Origin of the sequence: Clostridium sp., from assembly GCF_016650035.1 — a bacterium.
Lineage (GTDB): Bacteria > Bacillota > Clostridia > Clostridiales > Clostridiaceae > Clostridium_AD.
This window is the reverse complement of the sequence record NZ_JAENWM010000092.1, coordinates 1-15,106: the sequence shown is the minus strand read 5'-3', so window position 1 is coordinate 15,106 and position 15,106 is coordinate 1. Positions and strand designations below refer to the sequence as shown.

The 15,106-nt window shown below is 30.1% G+C and carries 20 protein-coding genes; 19 read left to right on the top strand and 1 reads right to left on the bottom strand.

Translation table 11 applies throughout. The features are described 5' to 3' along the window. Positions 1-177: 177 nt before the first annotated feature. The 19 genes from JJD95_RS16900 to JJD95_RS16815 all read left to right on the top strand — a co-directional run bounded on the left by JJD95_RS16900 (position 178) and on the right by JJD95_RS16815 (position 13,794). On the top strand, positions 178-840 hold the full coding sequence (locus tag JJD95_RS16900) for a DUF5412 family protein (protein ID WP_367114840.1): 663 nt from the start codon (positions 178-180) through the stop codon (positions 838-840). A 24-nt stretch (positions 841-864) separates the two neighbouring features. Next, the gene (locus tag JJD95_RS20160; RefSeq protein WP_367114841.1) at positions 865-1,026 is read left to right on the top strand and encodes a GNAT family N-acetyltransferase; all 162 of its coding nucleotides are present in this window, start codon (positions 865-867) and stop codon (positions 1,024-1,026) included. A 21-nt stretch (positions 1,027-1,047) separates the two neighbouring features. Further along, positions 1,048-1,563 (top strand): N-acetyltransferase, encoded by a 516-nt coding sequence (locus tag JJD95_RS16895; RefSeq protein ID WP_291644189.1) that lies wholly within the window; start codon positions 1,048-1,050, stop codon positions 1,561-1,563. A gap of 34 nt (positions 1,564-1,597) precedes the next feature. Then, positions 1,598-1,768 (top strand): hypothetical protein, encoded by a 171-nt coding sequence (locus JJD95_RS16890; RefSeq protein WP_291644188.1) that lies wholly within the window; start codon positions 1,598-1,600, stop codon positions 1,766-1,768. Between the two features lie 197 nt (positions 1,769-1,965). Continuing rightward, positions 1,966-2,292, top strand: coding sequence for a DUF3784 domain-containing protein (locus JJD95_RS16885; RefSeq protein WP_291644187.1), 327 nt, complete (start codon positions 1,966-1,968; stop codon positions 2,290-2,292). A 353-nt stretch (positions 2,293-2,645) separates the two neighbouring features. After that, positions 2,646-3,494 carry a metallophosphoesterase gene (locus JJD95_RS16880; RefSeq protein ID WP_291644186.1) on the top strand — a complete coding sequence of 283 codons (849 nt, stop codon included), beginning with the start codon at positions 2,646-2,648 and terminating at the stop codon, positions 3,492-3,494. Positions 3,495-3,765: 271 nt separating this feature from the next. Next, positions 3,766-4,275 (top strand): GNAT family N-acetyltransferase, encoded by a 510-nt coding sequence (locus JJD95_RS16875; protein ID WP_291644185.1) that lies wholly within the window; start codon positions 3,766-3,768, stop codon positions 4,273-4,275. A gap of 123 nt (positions 4,276-4,398) precedes the next feature. Then, the gene (locus JJD95_RS16870) at positions 4,399-4,947 is read left to right on the top strand and encodes a hypothetical protein (protein WP_291644184.1); all 549 of its coding nucleotides are present in this window, start codon (positions 4,399-4,401) and stop codon (positions 4,945-4,947) included. A gap of 101 nt (positions 4,948-5,048) precedes the next feature. Next, on the top strand, positions 5,049-5,609 hold the full coding sequence (locus tag JJD95_RS16865; RefSeq protein ID WP_291644183.1) for a GNAT family N-acetyltransferase: 561 nt from the start codon (positions 5,049-5,051) through the stop codon (positions 5,607-5,609). Next, positions 5,606-5,743, top strand: coding sequence for a hypothetical protein (locus JJD95_RS16860; protein WP_291644182.1), 138 nt, complete (start codon positions 5,606-5,608; stop codon positions 5,741-5,743). The genes JJD95_RS16865 and JJD95_RS16860 overlap by 4 nt, the downstream gene beginning before the upstream one ends. 18 nt (positions 5,744-5,761) lie before the next feature. Beyond that, the gene (locus JJD95_RS16855; RefSeq protein WP_291644181.1) at positions 5,762-6,316 is read left to right on the top strand and encodes a GNAT family protein; all 555 of its coding nucleotides are present in this window, start codon (positions 5,762-5,764) and stop codon (positions 6,314-6,316) included. A 28-nt stretch (positions 6,317-6,344) separates the two neighbouring features. After that, positions 6,345-6,947 (top strand): YdcF family protein, encoded by a 603-nt coding sequence (locus JJD95_RS16850; protein ID WP_291644180.1) that lies wholly within the window; start codon positions 6,345-6,347, stop codon positions 6,945-6,947. 161 nt (positions 6,948-7,108) lie between these two features. Beyond that, positions 7,109-8,341, top strand: coding sequence for a hypothetical protein (locus JJD95_RS16845; protein ID WP_291644179.1), 1,233 nt, complete (start codon positions 7,109-7,111; stop codon positions 8,339-8,341). Positions 8,342-8,381: 40 nt separating this feature from the next. Then, the gene (locus tag JJD95_RS16840; protein ID WP_291644178.1) at positions 8,382-8,807 is read left to right on the top strand and encodes an AAC(3) family N-acetyltransferase; all 426 of its coding nucleotides are present in this window, start codon (positions 8,382-8,384) and stop codon (positions 8,805-8,807) included. A 30-nt stretch (positions 8,808-8,837) separates the two neighbouring features. After that, the gene (locus tag JJD95_RS16835) at positions 8,838-9,449 is read left to right on the top strand and encodes an SGNH/GDSL hydrolase family protein (protein ID WP_291644177.1); all 612 of its coding nucleotides are present in this window, start codon (positions 8,838-8,840) and stop codon (positions 9,447-9,449) included. A 24-nt stretch (positions 9,450-9,473) separates the two neighbouring features. Further along, positions 9,474-10,115, top strand: coding sequence for a cyclase family protein (locus JJD95_RS16830; RefSeq protein ID WP_291644176.1), 642 nt, complete (start codon positions 9,474-9,476; stop codon positions 10,113-10,115). 58 nt (positions 10,116-10,173) lie between these two features. After that, a complete protein-coding gene (locus tag JJD95_RS16825; RefSeq protein WP_291644175.1) occupies positions 10,174-11,532 on the top strand; it encodes an MATE family efflux transporter in 1,359 nt (452 codons plus the stop codon). A 78-nt stretch (positions 11,533-11,610) separates the two neighbouring features. After that, a complete protein-coding gene (locus tag JJD95_RS16820; RefSeq protein WP_291644174.1) occupies positions 11,611-12,246 on the top strand; it encodes an IS607 family transposase in 636 nt (211 codons plus the stop codon). Positions 12,247-12,267: 21 nt separating this feature from the next. Then, entirely contained in the window at positions 12,268-13,794 is a 1,527-nt protein-coding gene (locus JJD95_RS16815) for an IS200/IS605 family accessory protein TnpB-related protein (RefSeq protein ID WP_291644173.1), read from the top strand. Positions 13,795-14,121: 327 nt separating this feature from the next. Here JJD95_RS16815 and JJD95_RS16810 read toward each other — a convergent pair. Beyond that, positions 14,122-15,106 (bottom strand): MATE family efflux transporter (locus JJD95_RS16810; protein ID WP_291644172.1); only part of this gene is annotated, 985 nt, incomplete at its 5' end.

The following is a 15,106-nucleotide window of genomic DNA, read 5'->3' as shown; positions in this document are numbered from 1 at the left end:
TGTCAAGTCGTTAGGAGCTTTTGTCATAGAAATAATGTGCTTATCAAAAAAGCAATTAATAACTAGATAATTATTAGTATTATAGTTATAATTTGACTTAGGAATGCAGTTATATAAAGCTATATTTTGACGCACTACAACATATGAATGCGGATAGTAGTTTAGGGAGGGCTAAATGTGCTCAAAAAACTAATTTATGAAAAAATTTGGATTCTGGGAATAGTGCTAGTGATTTGTAGTGTATTGACTTTAAATAGTTTCTATTTTATCTCTAATGTTGCACAAAATATTTATTATGTTATTTATGTTGTTTTGTCAATTATAACTATTTTAATTATTCGTAAGCATAATTCTTTAAAAATTCATCATGGCTTCTTTATACTTTTTAATTTGTTGCTTATATATATAGCTATATATATAACATATGTAACTTTTATTGATGGACCATTATTTATAATATTTCCATCAATATTGATATTTCCATTGCTTTGTTCCAAAGATACCCATGGGCTATTTAAATTTTTTTCTGCTTTTTCATATACTCTGCTTTTAATTATAATGTTTCTTCTCCTGTTTGTGAGATTAATTTTTACATCTGCAACATTAGAAAAATCAGTGGATTCACCAAATAATAAACAGATGATTGAAGTTTATTTTATAAACAATGGTGCTGTAGGTGGCTCTACTCGTGTATATTTAGCAGAAAAATATTGTTACTTATTTAAGAAGAATAGGCATATTTACACAGGTAATTATGGAGAAGGTAATGATATTGTTAAGTGGATAGACAGTAATCATGTTCAAATTGATAGTAAGACTATAGACATTACATCACGATAATATATTATGTATTGTTAATATAAAATTAATGAGTTTCTATATTATATTGATGGAGTTTTGATAGCCTACCTTGGCATTTCAAGCTTTGGGGGTAATAATGGTGAAATTAATGGTATGACTCATCCAGACTTTCGAAGAAATGGGTTATTTACAAAGCTTTTTCAACTTGCAATAGAGGAGTGCTAGAAGAGAAACTTTTATAATATATTGCTATTATCAGATGGTAAATCAATGTTGGGAATTGAGTTTATAAAGACTGCGTGCGCTAACTATGATTTTTCAGAGTATAGAATGAAGCTACTTAACAAAACTATTTTAGAAAATATAAATTCCATTAGTTTAAGAAAAGCCAAGAAGTTAGATAGAAAAGAAATAGCGAGACAAAATGCTATATTTATTTATGGTTCTGAAGAGTGTGAAGATTTCCCCGAGGAAGAGGAAGTCATAAATGAGATAACATATATGGTTGAATTAGAAGAAGTGATTATAGGTAAAATTAAGATAGAATACGACGATAATTCAGCCTTTGTAGGTGGTTTTGGAATATTACCATATTTTAGAGGCAAAGGATATGGTAAAGCAGCTTTAATAGCAGCTTTACGCTTAATTAATGAAGAAAACATAAATGATGTAGAATGTAAAAACAATACTGCACTTAATTTATATAAAGCATGTGGGTTTCAAGAGAGGTCTGTAATGAATTATTATAAGTATAATATCTAAAGGTATTAATTATTATTTTTAGAAGAGTGATATTGTGGATACAAGTATAAAAAACATTGATGGTAGTAACTGGATAAAACGCACTAAATTAGAGGTTACTGAAAGCGAAGTCCTATTTTATTTGGAAAAATTACCGTTCAACAAATTTAAAGATGTAGTTTATCACTATTCAACTCAAAGAAAATCAAATTTTAAAATGAGTTAAAGGAAATGATTACGCCAATTAGAATCAAAAAATTGATAGTACATAGTAATACACCTCATAGTTACACTATGATAAAGGAATTTTAAAATAGACAACCGATATTTGTTTAAATTAGATTTAATATATTCTTTAACTGGAATTATAGACCATAAATAATATATAATATAACAATAAAAAAATACAGGAGGTTTTATATTATGAATGAAGATATAATTGGGTTAATTGTAATTACATTGTTTATGGGAGGGTTGTTTACATTTTTAGGATGGATAATTAAAAGTCAAAATGCAGGAGATATGCTGAATGGATTTGATGCTAAAAAATACGATAAAGATAAAGTATCAAAGATAGTAGGCGGAGATATGTTGTATACTGGTCTATTAGTTATTCTTATAGGGGTTGTTGGTGCTTTTTTCAGTAGCAAATCATATAATTATATAATGATTGCACAGGTCGTTATTTACGTAATAGGAATTATAAAAATGATGTATGATATGGAGAAAAAATGTAGAATAAAAAAGTAATGATGCAATCTTAAAGTAAAAGATATAAGAATATAAGTGGTAGGTAATATTCTTAACTGAATTTACGATGTTTTTATGTCGTGCATCAAATAAATTATGAAATTAAAAATAGCATTAATTTTTATATCAATACTATTTTCCTATGTTTGAATTTATTATTTTTCTCAACGAGACAAAGCTTAAATTTAGATATATTTAGCGTTAAATTTACCACAGCTCCTTATTATATAAGGTTTTTACAATACCACACTCTAACTGGACTATATAAGGGGAAATCGTAACCGAATGGATTAATGAATATGAGAGTTTAGTTTTAAAAAAGAAAATAAGTTGATATTGAAAGGGGTTTTTTAATGAAAAAGAAAAGATTATTTATATGCCTCTCAGTTTTAATTATTATGGCATTATTTCTTTATTATCAGAATAATTCTATAGGGGTTACCAGTATAGAATTAGAACTAGATAGTTTGCCACAAAGTTTCGATGGTTTCAAGATTGTTCAGTTATCGGATTTACATAGTAAGATGTTTGGTGAGAACCAGCATGAATTAGTATCTAGAGTCAAGGAAGCTAGACCGGATATTATATTTTTTACCGGGGATTTAGTCGATAGCAAGCATTATGAAGAGCAACCGGGATTGGAACTCATGGAACAAATTGTAAAAACAGCGCCAGTATACTATGTAACGGGCAATCATGAGTTTTGGTCTGGGAGATTTAGTTCTTTAGAAAAGAAGCTACAGGAACTTGGAGTAAAAATTCTAAGGAATACAAGAGAAAGTGTTGAGAAGAATGGAGAAAAGATTGATGTTATAGGAGTTGATGACCCGGCAGCAAATAGTTCGCAACAAAATAACGATGACGGAGAATTTATATCAAACGAAATTCAAAAATCATTAAATGGTAATGAGAAACAGAAATTTACCATATTACTTTCTCACCGCCCAGAGTTGTTATCAACTTATGCTGATTTTAACTTAGATTTGATCTTTTCTGGTCATGCTCATGGTGGACAAGTGAGATTACCTTTTATCGGCGGGGTTATCGCGCCTAATCAGGGGATAGTACCTAAGTATACTGCTGGAAAGTATCATCTAAAAAATTCAGTAATGATTGTGAGCAGAGGACTTGGTAATAGTATTATTCCACAAAGGATTTTTAATAGACCAGAGGTAGTGGTTGTTAAATTAGTAAATCATTGAAGGATTAGAACTCGCATATAAATGGTATTATAAGGTTGAAATTGTATTTAAAACTATTCAATAAATCTTTATATATTTTTTTGAAACTTATGTAACTAATTGATAGTAGTGTACAACGACTGGATCTATATAACAATATGGATAAAATTAAAATTGATGTAGGCGATATTGACCCTAAACAAACAGCTATTGAAATAGTTAAATTAATAGAAGTAGGTGAAACAAAACAAAAATGATGTAAGTATTTTCATTGTTTTTGGGAGGGAGAAAAGTGGAGAATTTAAAACTAGGGTCACCCAGCGAAAAATATCAAACTCAATATATACATTTCATTAATAAGTGTAAAGAAGATATACAGAAATGTGCTATGAGTTACTATATGCTTTTTTCAGATAATAATAGCTTTTCAGGGGATCTACAACACCTAATTAATAATGGAAAAGGATTGAATCTTCCAGAAGGGTGGGTAGCAGCAAGTACTTATTGGCTTATGGATGATAAATATATCCGTATTCTTGGAACAATTACTATACGCCATGCTTTAGTAGGTTATCTTTTTTTTAGAGGTGGCCATATCTCATACTATATTAATTTAGTTAAAAGGCGTAATGGTTATGCCACAAAAATGATTAACTTAGCTTTAGAAGAATGTAAAAAATATAATCTAGATAAAGTGATGATTACATGTGCTAAAGATAATATAGGTTCATCAAAAACAATGGGGGCATATTACATTCTGAAGATAGTGAAGATGGAGAAATATTTAGAAGATACTGGATAGATAAAAAGCTGCAAGAATTTGGATATGAGGTTGCGGTTGTCCATCAGTATTATTTACCAAAGCCAAATGCGCAGGATAAAAAGCCAATAACCGCTATTAAGTGTTTAAAAGGGGGGAAATGATATGACTTTAGATGAATTGAGACTGGATATTTCAAAACGGGGTAAAAAAGGAATTCATTTTATTTTTGCATCTATTATTCTATGGTGTGCTGTACTAGTGGTGTGGTTGCTTCCAATAGAAGCTGATACAACAAAAAATTTAATAACATTTTGTGTTATAACGCCGCTTTTACCACTTGCTTTTATGATTTCAAAGATAATAAAAGCAGATTTTTCAACAAAGGATAATCCTTTAAATGAATTAGGGCTATTGTTCTCTTTAAATCAATTTTTATATATATTAATAGCTATGTGGGTATACCCTACAGTACCTGATAAAATGGTAATGGTTTTGGCGGTAATCTTCGGTGCACATTTACTGCCATATGGATGGTTATATAAATCAAAGGCATATTACATAATGTCTGTAATTATATCTTTTACTATACTTATTATCGGAATTAATTTTAGTGCAGTTGTAGTTTCAATAGTTATGATAATATATGAAATTATATTTTTTCTATGGTTAATGGTGGAGCTTAAGATTTTAAATGTAAAAGCATTTAAATAAGATAGAAATATTCAATTCAAAAGCACAGGGTTTAGGGATTCTACCTTTGTTTATAGCAGCTATCATGGAAGGTGAATATTTATCAATTTAGGGGGCCATATATGGTAAGTCACGCAGGTACAACTTATTTAGAAACAGAAAGATTAATATTAAGAAGATTTATAGAATCAGATGCTGAAGATATGTTTAATAATTGGGCATCCGATTCAGAAGTTACTAAATTTCTTACTTGGCCAAATCACGGCAGTGTTAAGATCAGTCGTGAAATAATCAATACTTGGATAAATTCTTATAAAGACATAGAAAATTATCAATGGGCTATCGAACTAAAAGAGAGTAAAAGTGTAATTGGAAGTGCTAGCTTAATGGATATTGATAATCATAACGAACATTGTGAAATTGGGTACTGTTTAGGGCAAAGCTTTTGGAATAAAGGGATTATGACAGAAGCATTTTTAAAAATCATTGATTTTGCCTTTTGTGACTTAGGTTTTCAACGAATCACAGGGCGTCATGAAGTAGATAATACTGCGTCAGGATGTGTTATGGAAAAGTGCGGCCTAGCATATGAGGGAACTTTAAGAAAAATCCTTAAGAATAACAAGGGTATTTTAGTGGACTGCAAATATTATTCTATCTTAAAGGGTAGGTTGTCATTATGAAAAAAATATTGGTTATTCTTTTTATCTATGTAATGTTAATTATATTATTTTTATTTTCTAGACCATCTAAATGGAGTATAGCTCAAGATAAATATATCAAATTAAAAGAAAAATATGAGTTTGATAGGGAATAATATTTACTGGAGGTATTTATGAAGAAAAGAGCTTTAACTTCCAATGGCAATTATGAATTAATTTCATTAAAAGAACTGCATCTTAAAACACTTTATGATTGGAAAACTAAAGAAAAACACTTTGAGAAATATACTTGTCGCCCTCTAAAAATGGCACAATCATTTGAGGAGTATTCTTATAAAACATTAAAGATTATATCCGAAGAAAAAGCGAAAATCTTCGTACTAATTGAAAATGAAATTTACGATAAACCGTTAGGGAAAATAACATTATTCGATTTTAGCCCAAGAAATCATAGTGCTGAATTTGGATATTATATACCAAATTATAATAGAGAACAGGGACTCGGAATTATTATGTTAACTCAGTTCATAAAAAAATCATTTACAGATGCTATTTTTAATCTAAATAAGATTTACGCAACAACATCTTCAAGTAATATACCTTCAATAAAGCTTTTAGAAAAGTTTGATTTTAAATTGGATGGACGGTTAAGAGAACATTATTGGATTGATGAAAATAAATTTGATCAACTTAACTATTCTATGCTTAAAAGTGAATGGAATGAATAAATACAATTATATATTATGAGGAGTTTATATGAACACAATAGATGATATTACAAACTTTATTTTTGTTGAAAATCAGCCAGAACAAGCGGATATTATTTTTATTCCGGGAAGTTCTTATGCAGAAATTGCTGAAAATGCAGCTATGCTTTGGAATAAAAATTACGCCTCTTTAATTCTTCCTTCCGGAAAATACAGTGTCAAACTCGGATATTTTCCTGGCCCACGGTCAAAAGTATCTAAATATAATAGAACATATAGTACAGAATGGGAATTTCTAAAAGATGTGCTTGTGACAAATGGGGTTAATGAAGCTAATATTTTAAAGGAAGATAGTGCTGAATACACATACCAGAATGCTATTAATTCAAAGAAAATCACAGATAAACATAATCTCACTATTAAAAAAGCTATTATATGTTGTAAATCATATCATGCCAGACGGTGCTTAATGTACTATAAGTTATGCTACCCGAATACTGAATTTATTATTTGCCCAATAGAATCGCAAGGTATTAACAAAGATAACTGGTTTAAATTTGATGTTGGTATTGATAAAGTAATGGGTGAACTTATGAGGTGTGGTAGTCAGTTTAAAGATTTGATTAAGTTATATAATAAAGATATTAATTAAAATATTACTACAGGTATTCATTAATGGAGTGTGAAATATGAGTATATAAACAGAAATATTTTGTTGTTATTAAAGATTGTTACCCAATTATGAAGAATATAATGAAATTAAAAAATAGAAAGTAAAAAAGACTTATTAAGTATAAGGGAGCGGTTGTACAAATGAAAAATTTAGTTAGGAATCATAAATTTTTAGTTTCTTTTGCTGTATTTAGCATTTTAGCTGTTGGTTGTAGTAGTAAACAACCTGCAAATGAAAAATCAACTAATAACAATAAAAGTTCTGAAACTATAACAAGCACGGACAAAGTGGAAAAAGATACAAATTCTAAAATTAATGCGGGATTACTAATAGGCTTATCAAAAAACAATGAAATAAATGATACTCCTATGAAAAAAACACCAAATGATTACAGAACACTATGGATATATGAAGATAATGAAAAGATAACTTATAAAAAGAAAAATGAGATAATTGCACCGTACAAAGATAGCTTTTACAAAATTGGTAATAATAAATTTATCATGTCAGATCCAATTAGTCATTCTGAAAATCAACCAGAAGATATTTTTAGTAATTTTAGTTCTTATTATAATTTTTCAAATATCGTATCACATCCCGCTAATACATCTATGAGTAATTTATTTACACCTGACACATTCAAGAAAAAATATCTTAACGCTCAGGAAGGGTCTATGGGAGATGCTTATAAATTGCAAATACAGAAGCTTTATTATGTAGGAAATAACTATGCATCTATTAGGAGTAATTATTATGATACAGGTGGTGGCACTTATAATAGTTCATATGATGATTTTAAAATATATGAAATAGGTAATTTATCTAATTTAGATAGGCTGGATAATTCTGAACCACTTTTTAATTTGTTAGATAAAAGCGAGCAGCTAAAACTTAAAGGATATTCCCGAAAATACGATAAAAATATTAGTTTAGATGGATACATCAAGGTAGATCAAGTTATAGATAGTGAAAATCTCCAGTTATTTAGAAGTGAAGGAAAATGGCAGGTCTCTATTCCGCTCTTCAGAATATACCGACATAATGGGAATGGTTCTAATGGAAAAACTGTAAAAGAATATATTAACACTGATATTAAGCTGCCAACTAAAATAACATCCTATGATAGTTTATGTATTGAATGGGATGAGATAAAGCAAAAAATACCTCAAGCTAAAGATGCTGTGTCATCACCTAATGATGATATGTTAGCAGTTTTAACTCCGAGTAAACTACTTGTTTTTACAAATCCTAAACTTGGAATTGATAAACCATCATTAAGTATTGATGTGGATGAAAATGAAAGTATAATCCTCAATCAATGGGCTACTGGTGAATATGTTGATAAATGGACTAAACTTATAAGTGATTATTAATTACTGATTATTGTCGATTATTAAATGAGGGGATGAAGTATTGAGCGAGGGAAAAGTAATAGAAACAACTAAAAATGATATTATAAGTAATCATAAGCTAACACCTCAATTTGGAATGGAATCCCCTTTAGGTAAAATGTATAATCTAAATGCAAAAGTACTTATGCTTGGAGTTGGCTATGATTCTTGTACAAGCTTTCATCTTGCAGAGGCATTAAATGATAAAATGCCCTTAACAACAATGGGTGCCGCAATAATAGAGAACAATAAAAGGATTTGGAAGTGGTTTGAGGACTTCGATTATAATTCTGATGAAGATTTTGAAAAATTAGGAAATGAATTTGAAGAGACTAATAATGTGGTATTGGGGAAAATAGGTAGTGCGGAGTGCAAGTTGTTTAAAATGAAAACAGGAGTTGATTTTGCGAAAAAGTGGATACAAAATAATAGACTTCTTAAAAATTAAATTTTGATAGTAGGAAAAGAGGTAAAACTAATGGATAAGCGAAATATATTTGTTATAGGTGATAGTGTTTCAATACACTATGGTCCATGTCTTAAGAACAATATTAAAGAAAAATTTGAGTATGATAGAAAACGTGGTATAAAACAAGCATTAACAGATTTGGACAGTCCAATTGGAGCTAATGCAGGGGATAGTGTAATGGTTATGGATTATTTAGCTAAGGAATATACACGAAATACAAAATACGATGTATTGCTTATCAATTGTGGATTACATGATGTTCGACGTGACAGAGCTTTAAATAAAATTCAGGTTGAATTGAATGATTACAAAATGAATTTAAGAAAGATAATTGATTTGTCAAATCTTATGGCTAATAAAACCATATGGATTGGATTAACACCAGTTATAGATGAAATTCATAATGCCAGAACAGAAAGCTTCTTAAGATATAGTAAAGATGTAAAAGCTTATGATAACGCTGCAAAAGAAATAATGGGTAATTATAATATCCCGTGCATAGATATGTATAATTTCACTAGAAATTTAGGCACAGATATTTATTTAGACCATGTTCATTTCAAAGAAAAAATTAGGGAATTACAAGCAGCGTTTATTGCGGGTTATTTAAACAGCATTTAGAAAATATAATTATGGAGGTCTATAATGAAAATTACTGATTTAACACACACAATTCATTCGGATATGCCAGTTTTTCCAGGAACTGAACAACCAATTTTTATAAAGGCAAACACTTTGGAAAAGGATGGTTTTCAAGAGGCTAAAATCACTATGTTCTCACATACAGGAACGCATATAGATTCACCTGCACATATGCTCAGCAGTGGTCCTTATTTAGATGATTTAGATATAGAACAGTTTATTGGAAATGCTACTATACTAGATTTTTCAAATATAAAAACAAAGTTTATAGATGTTGATAGTTTAAGGCCCTATGAGGAAAAAATAAAAAATGTTGAGTTTATTATAATAAAAACAGGTTGGAGCAAATATTGGGGTGAGAAAAGGTATTTTGAGAGTTTCCCTGCCTTAAGTGAGGAATCAGCAAAATGGTTGTCACAATTTAATTTAAAGGGCATTGGTATTGACGCAATTTCAATTGATGATATGGATTCAACCACATTTGCAGTTCATAAAATATTAATGCCAAAGAACATCATAATTATTGAGAACCTAACAAATTTAGATTCCATTAGTAGTGAAAATTTTATTTTAAGTATACTTCCACTTAAAAATAAAGAAGCTGATGGATCACCAGTAAGGGCTATTTCTATAGAAAATATATAACAAGAATATATTTATTATTTTATTTAATAGGTATGATTAAAAGTTAGGGGCTCACTTAATGAAAAATGATTTAACTGAAGGAAATATTTTAAAAAAACTTATAATGTTAGCCCTTCCTATTATGGGGACATCACTTATGCAATCAGCTTATAGTATGATAGATATGATATGGGTTGGTACATTAGGATCTAGGGCTGTTACAGCAGTAGGTGCGGCAGGATTTTTTACTTGGTTTGCTTTCGCATTTATTACAATTCCTCAAATAGGTGCAGCGGTTGGGGTAGCACAATCTGTAGGAAGAAAAGATAGAATAGAAACCAAAAACTATATAAGACATTCAATACAAATGAACATAGTCTTAGCTATTTTATATGGATCAACACTTATAATTTTCAGAAAAGACCTTTTGGGTTTTTTTAACATTAAGGTTGATGTTATTGTTAGTATGGCATCTAATTATCTTGCAATAGTCTCGGCAGGAATGATATTTTTCTTTTTACCACCTGTACTTACAGCAATATTCAATGGACATGGTGACAGTCGGACACCTTTTAGAATAAATATACTGGGGCTTATTATTAATATAATGCTTGATCCTCTTTTAATATTAGGAGTTGGACCATTTCCCAAAATGGGGGTTCCTGGAGCGGCTGTTGCAACAATTTTTGCTCAGTTTGTTGTGACGATTATATTTATTTATGTCATAACAAAGAAAACGGACTATTTTGCACAAATAAATTTTCTGCAAAAACCTGATTGGAATCATATGAAAAAAATCATAAGGTTTGGGCTGCCTGTTGCAATGCAAAGTGGAGTATTTACATTAATTGCAATGATAATAGCTAGGATACTATCGCGGTGGGGATCAACTCCAATTGCGGTACAAAGCGTTGGGTCACAAATCGAATCAATAACGTGGATGACAGCTGGAGGTTTCGAAACTGCCTTAAGTGCCTTTGTAGGGCAAAATTTTGGAGCAAAAAAGTGGGATAGAATTTATAAGGGGTATTTTATAGCATTAGGTATTGTTGCAGTTTTTGGAACAATCACAACCTGCCTTCTATTATTTTTCCCAGGACCTATTTTCTCTATTTTTATTTCTGAGAAAGATGTAATAAAGGATGGCATAGTTTATTTGAGAATACTTGGAGTTTCTCAGATTTTCATGTGCATAGAAATGACAACTTCAGGAGCCTTTAACGGTCTTGGAAAAACAATGCCTCCTTCAATAGTAGGCATTGTTCTAAATGCTATGAGAATTCCTGGAGCACTTTTATTGTCAGCTTTTCTTGGACTTAGTGGGGTATGGTGGAGCATCAGCATTAGTAGTATTCTAAAAGGTTTAATACTAACATCTTGGTTTATCATATTCCTAAGAAGGCATCCTCAAATAAGAAAAGGAGGTATAAGCAGCTAACATATATATGAACATTTAACAACATTTATATACATATAAATACTATTATTGGTTAACCTAATATAGAGGTGAATAGATATGCATGTATATGTAAGTATAACAAAAGCTGCTGAGGTGTTAGGTGTAACTCCTAAAACTATGAGAGTATGGGACAAGGAGGGAATACTTAAAAGTTATAGGACTCCAAAAGGTCATAGAAGGTATATGCAAGATGAAATTGAAACTTTAGCGCTCGGAAGAGCTATGAAAACTAATATTAATATAGATAACAAAGTTTATATATATTCAAGAGTTTCTACGAAAAAACAATTTGAAAGCGGTAATTTGGGTAGACAAACCCAAAGACTAGAGGAATATTGTTTAAATAAAAATTATGAAATTATAGAGATATATAGCGAAATAGCATCTGGATTAAATGATAAAAGACCAAAGTTAATTAAAATGTTTTCTAGCTTAGATGGAATAAGCAAAATTATTGTAGAATATCCAGATAGATTAACTAGATTTGGTTTGAATTATTTGATGATAATGCTAAAAAACCTAGGGATTATTGTAGAGTTCGTTGAAAGTAATGAAAACAGCTCTGTAAATGAAGATATGACTAGAGATATTATAAGTATAATAACATGTTTTTCTGCTAAATTATATGGAGCTAGAGGTGGACGAAAGGTCAAAAAGACTTTAAATGAATTGGCTCTAAATAAATATGAATAGAAAAAGGTGGTGAATATAATAATGAAGGTAACATCAAGGTGTTTGCTTTATAATCCAAGTGTTGAGCATTTTCAAAAGATTGTTGATATGATGGAGCACTTTTGTCCAGCAAAACATTACGCATATAAACGTCTCGAGGAAAATAGGTTTAATGCGGAATTTAAGATTCATAATTTAGATGGCATTATATCTCAAAAATATAGTTTAAATTCAAGACAATCTAAAGACGCTATAGAACAAGCTAGGCAAACGTTAATTTCACAAGAGAAATTATTAGATTTGAACATTGAAGAATATGAAGGTAAGGTAGAAGCTATTCTTAAAAAATTCGACAAAGGCATTAAAATAGAAAAAAGACAAGGTTTGATATTTAAACTAGATAAAAGATTAAGAAAGCTTTGCACTTACTTGAATTATAAAAGAAATAACACATTACCGAAAGTTATATTCGGAAGCAAAGAGAACTTTTACAAACGTTGCAAAGGCTTAATATCTAAGGAAGAATATCATCTTAGACGAAATAATCAATTTGTTTCTCGTGGTGACAAAACTAAAAAAGGTAATCCTAATCTTAGAATTGTAATTAAAAACGGAGAGTCTTTTCTTGAAATAACAACACTAGAATGTACTATAAAAGAACCTAGATTAAAAGCTGATGGAACATTTACAAAGTTAAAACCAACATATAAAAAGATTCTGACTCCCATATATATACCTCAAAAATTATCTAAGAAAACTGGTAAGATAAATGGGTTTGATTATAAGTCCCAATTGTTAACTCAAGTAGCTAAGGAAGAACCTTATCAAGTTGAATTGCTTCTTAGAGATGGGAAAATTTATGCACATGTTACTTTCAATTTAGATAAAGCAGATTTAGTTTGTACTGGTCATAACCATACTATAGGCATTGATACAAACCCAGATGGGTTGGCTTTAACTATGATTGATAACAAGGGGAATTATAAATGGCATAGTTATTTAAGAAACTCAGAACTTTTGACCGCAAGTGGTAATAGAAGAGCTAATCTATGTGGTGAGCTAGTTAAAACGGCAATTTTAACAGCACAAACATATTGCTCAGCAATAGCTGTAGAAAATTTGAAATTTATTAATGACAGAGATGTTCATTCTAAAATAGCTAGAAAGACTGAACAGTTTTGCTATAGAATGTTGCTTACCACATTAGAATCTGCTTGCTATAAAAATGGAATTGAATTTATCAGAGTTAAACCTCAGTATACAAGTAAGATAGGGCTGTATAAGTATTGTCATCAATTCGGCATGGATATTCATAATGGTGCTGCTATGGTTATAGCAAGGCGAAGTTATGGATTTAAAGAGAAGGTACCTAAGTTATATAGAAACCTATTTAAACCAATACCAACTATTAAAAAAGATAAGCTGATTTACGAAAATATTAATTATTTCAATGAATGGAGAAATTGGTCTAATGTTTCCAAAAGAATGAAAATGATTTTACAAAAAGACTGTCATCCAAGATTCTTTATAGAGAATCGTAAGAATATAAAAGATATGATTTTAGCTTAATATAAGTTTATGTTTTAAAACACAATATTGCACAAGTACACGTAGAGAAAGGCTTGTGTGATTTAGTATGCTGGGTTAACTGCCCCTCTTCTACTGAACTTTAATTTTATCAAAATTAAAGGCACGATGGGATTGCTGAAGTTTCTTCGGAAATTTATGAGCTGAGCAAAAACCTGTAAAAAGCTCGCATCTATCTTCAAAAATTAAAATTATTTTAATGAAAGGAGAAGGTGTCTAAATCTAGAATATTCTGATTTGTTCAGATTTGTTTAGATTTAGGAAACCAGGCTCAATAGGTTAAATAAATATCTGATGTAGCATAATGACTTATAAGGTGGCCTCACTGATGGGATCCCTAACAATTGAAATATTAAGATCACTGGATATATTTTTTAATTCTTTCTTAAGCAATAGACCTGTAACAATAGCTGAAGATAAGTCAGCGAGAGGGAAAGATATCCAAATACCCCAGATGCCTATAAATCTTGGTAATATTAAAACTAAGGGAATAAAGAATAAAACTTGCCTTGATAAAGATAGAATAAGAGCAGGTAAAGCTTTCCCAATTGATTGAAATACTGTTGAGCCAACCATTTGTAGGCCTATAAGAGGTAACATTGCAACTGCTATTCGTAACACAACTGAACCGTTTTGCGTTAACTGGGGATCGTCATTAAAAATTCTCATAATTAATTGGGGTATTGATTGAGAAATTATAAAACCTATAGATGCTAAAGTTGTAGTTGTTATTAAAGCTAATTTAATTACTTCTTTTATTCTATCACTATTTTTGGCACCATAATTAAATCCCACTATAGGTTGTAAACCCTGGGCTATACCAAACAGTGGCATATATAACATCATTGTTATTCGATTAATAATCCCGAGTATAGATATTTGCAAGTCTACCGAGGCGCCACCATAAATCTTTAAAGAATTATTTAGTATGATAGCAACAACACTTCCCGCTACCTGTCTTGAAAAAGGTGCGAGGCCCATTGAAATAATTTCTTTTAATATGCTTATTTTTGGCTTTATATGATGAAGTTTAACTTTAAGCAAACTCTTTCCACTAAACAAGTAAATAATCAAATAAGTAAAAGAGGCAAATTGAGAAATAATCGTTGCTAGTGCTGCACCTTTTATACCTAAATCTAAAACTTTTATGAAGATTGGATCGAGTAATATATTTAGACCTGCACCAAGTAACATAGAAATCATTGCTACTTTAGCATTCCCTTCTGCCCTTACTAAGTTATTGCTTGATACTGTAAAAGAAAAGAAAATACTGCCAATGAATATAATCGAAATA

Excerpts from the sequence above, each read along its gene's own strand:
- JJD95_RS16885 (WP_291644187.1), top strand. The coding sequence starts at position 1,966 with ATGAATGAAGATATAATTGGGTTAATTGTAATTACATTGTTTATGGGA.
- JJD95_RS16880 (WP_291644186.1), top strand. The coding sequence starts at position 2,646 with ATGAAAAAGAAAAGATTATTTATATGCCTCTCAGTTTTAATTATTATG.
- JJD95_RS16870 (WP_291644184.1), top strand. The coding sequence starts at position 4,399 with ATGACTTTAGATGAATTGAGACTGGATATTTCAAAACGGGGTAAAAAA.
- JJD95_RS16865 (WP_291644183.1), top strand. The coding sequence starts at position 5,049 with ATGGTAAGTCACGCAGGTACAACTTATTTAGAAACAGAAAGATTAATA.
- JJD95_RS16860 (WP_291644182.1), top strand. The coding sequence starts at position 5,606 with ATGAAAAAAATATTGGTTATTCTTTTTATCTATGTAATGTTAATTATA.
- JJD95_RS16855 (WP_291644181.1), top strand. The coding sequence starts at position 5,762 with ATGAAGAAAAGAGCTTTAACTTCCAATGGCAATTATGAATTAATTTCA.
- JJD95_RS16850 (WP_291644180.1), top strand. The coding sequence starts at position 6,345 with ATGAACACAATAGATGATATTACAAACTTTATTTTTGTTGAAAATCAG.
- JJD95_RS16845 (WP_291644179.1), top strand. The coding sequence starts at position 7,109 with ATGAAAAATTTAGTTAGGAATCATAAATTTTTAGTTTCTTTTGCTGTA.
- JJD95_RS16835 (WP_291644177.1), top strand. The coding sequence starts at position 8,838 with ATGGATAAGCGAAATATATTTGTTATAGGTGATAGTGTTTCAATACAC.
- JJD95_RS16830 (WP_291644176.1), top strand. The coding sequence starts at position 9,474 with ATGAAAATTACTGATTTAACACACACAATTCATTCGGATATGCCAGTT.
- JJD95_RS16825 (WP_291644175.1), top strand. The coding sequence starts at position 10,174 with ATGAAAAATGATTTAACTGAAGGAAATATTTTAAAAAAACTTATAATG.
- JJD95_RS16820 (WP_291644174.1), top strand. The coding sequence starts at position 11,611 with ATGCATGTATATGTAAGTATAACAAAAGCTGCTGAGGTGTTAGGTGTA.
- JJD95_RS16815 (WP_291644173.1), top strand. The coding sequence starts at position 12,268 with ATGAAGGTAACATCAAGGTGTTTGCTTTATAATCCAAGTGTTGAGCAT.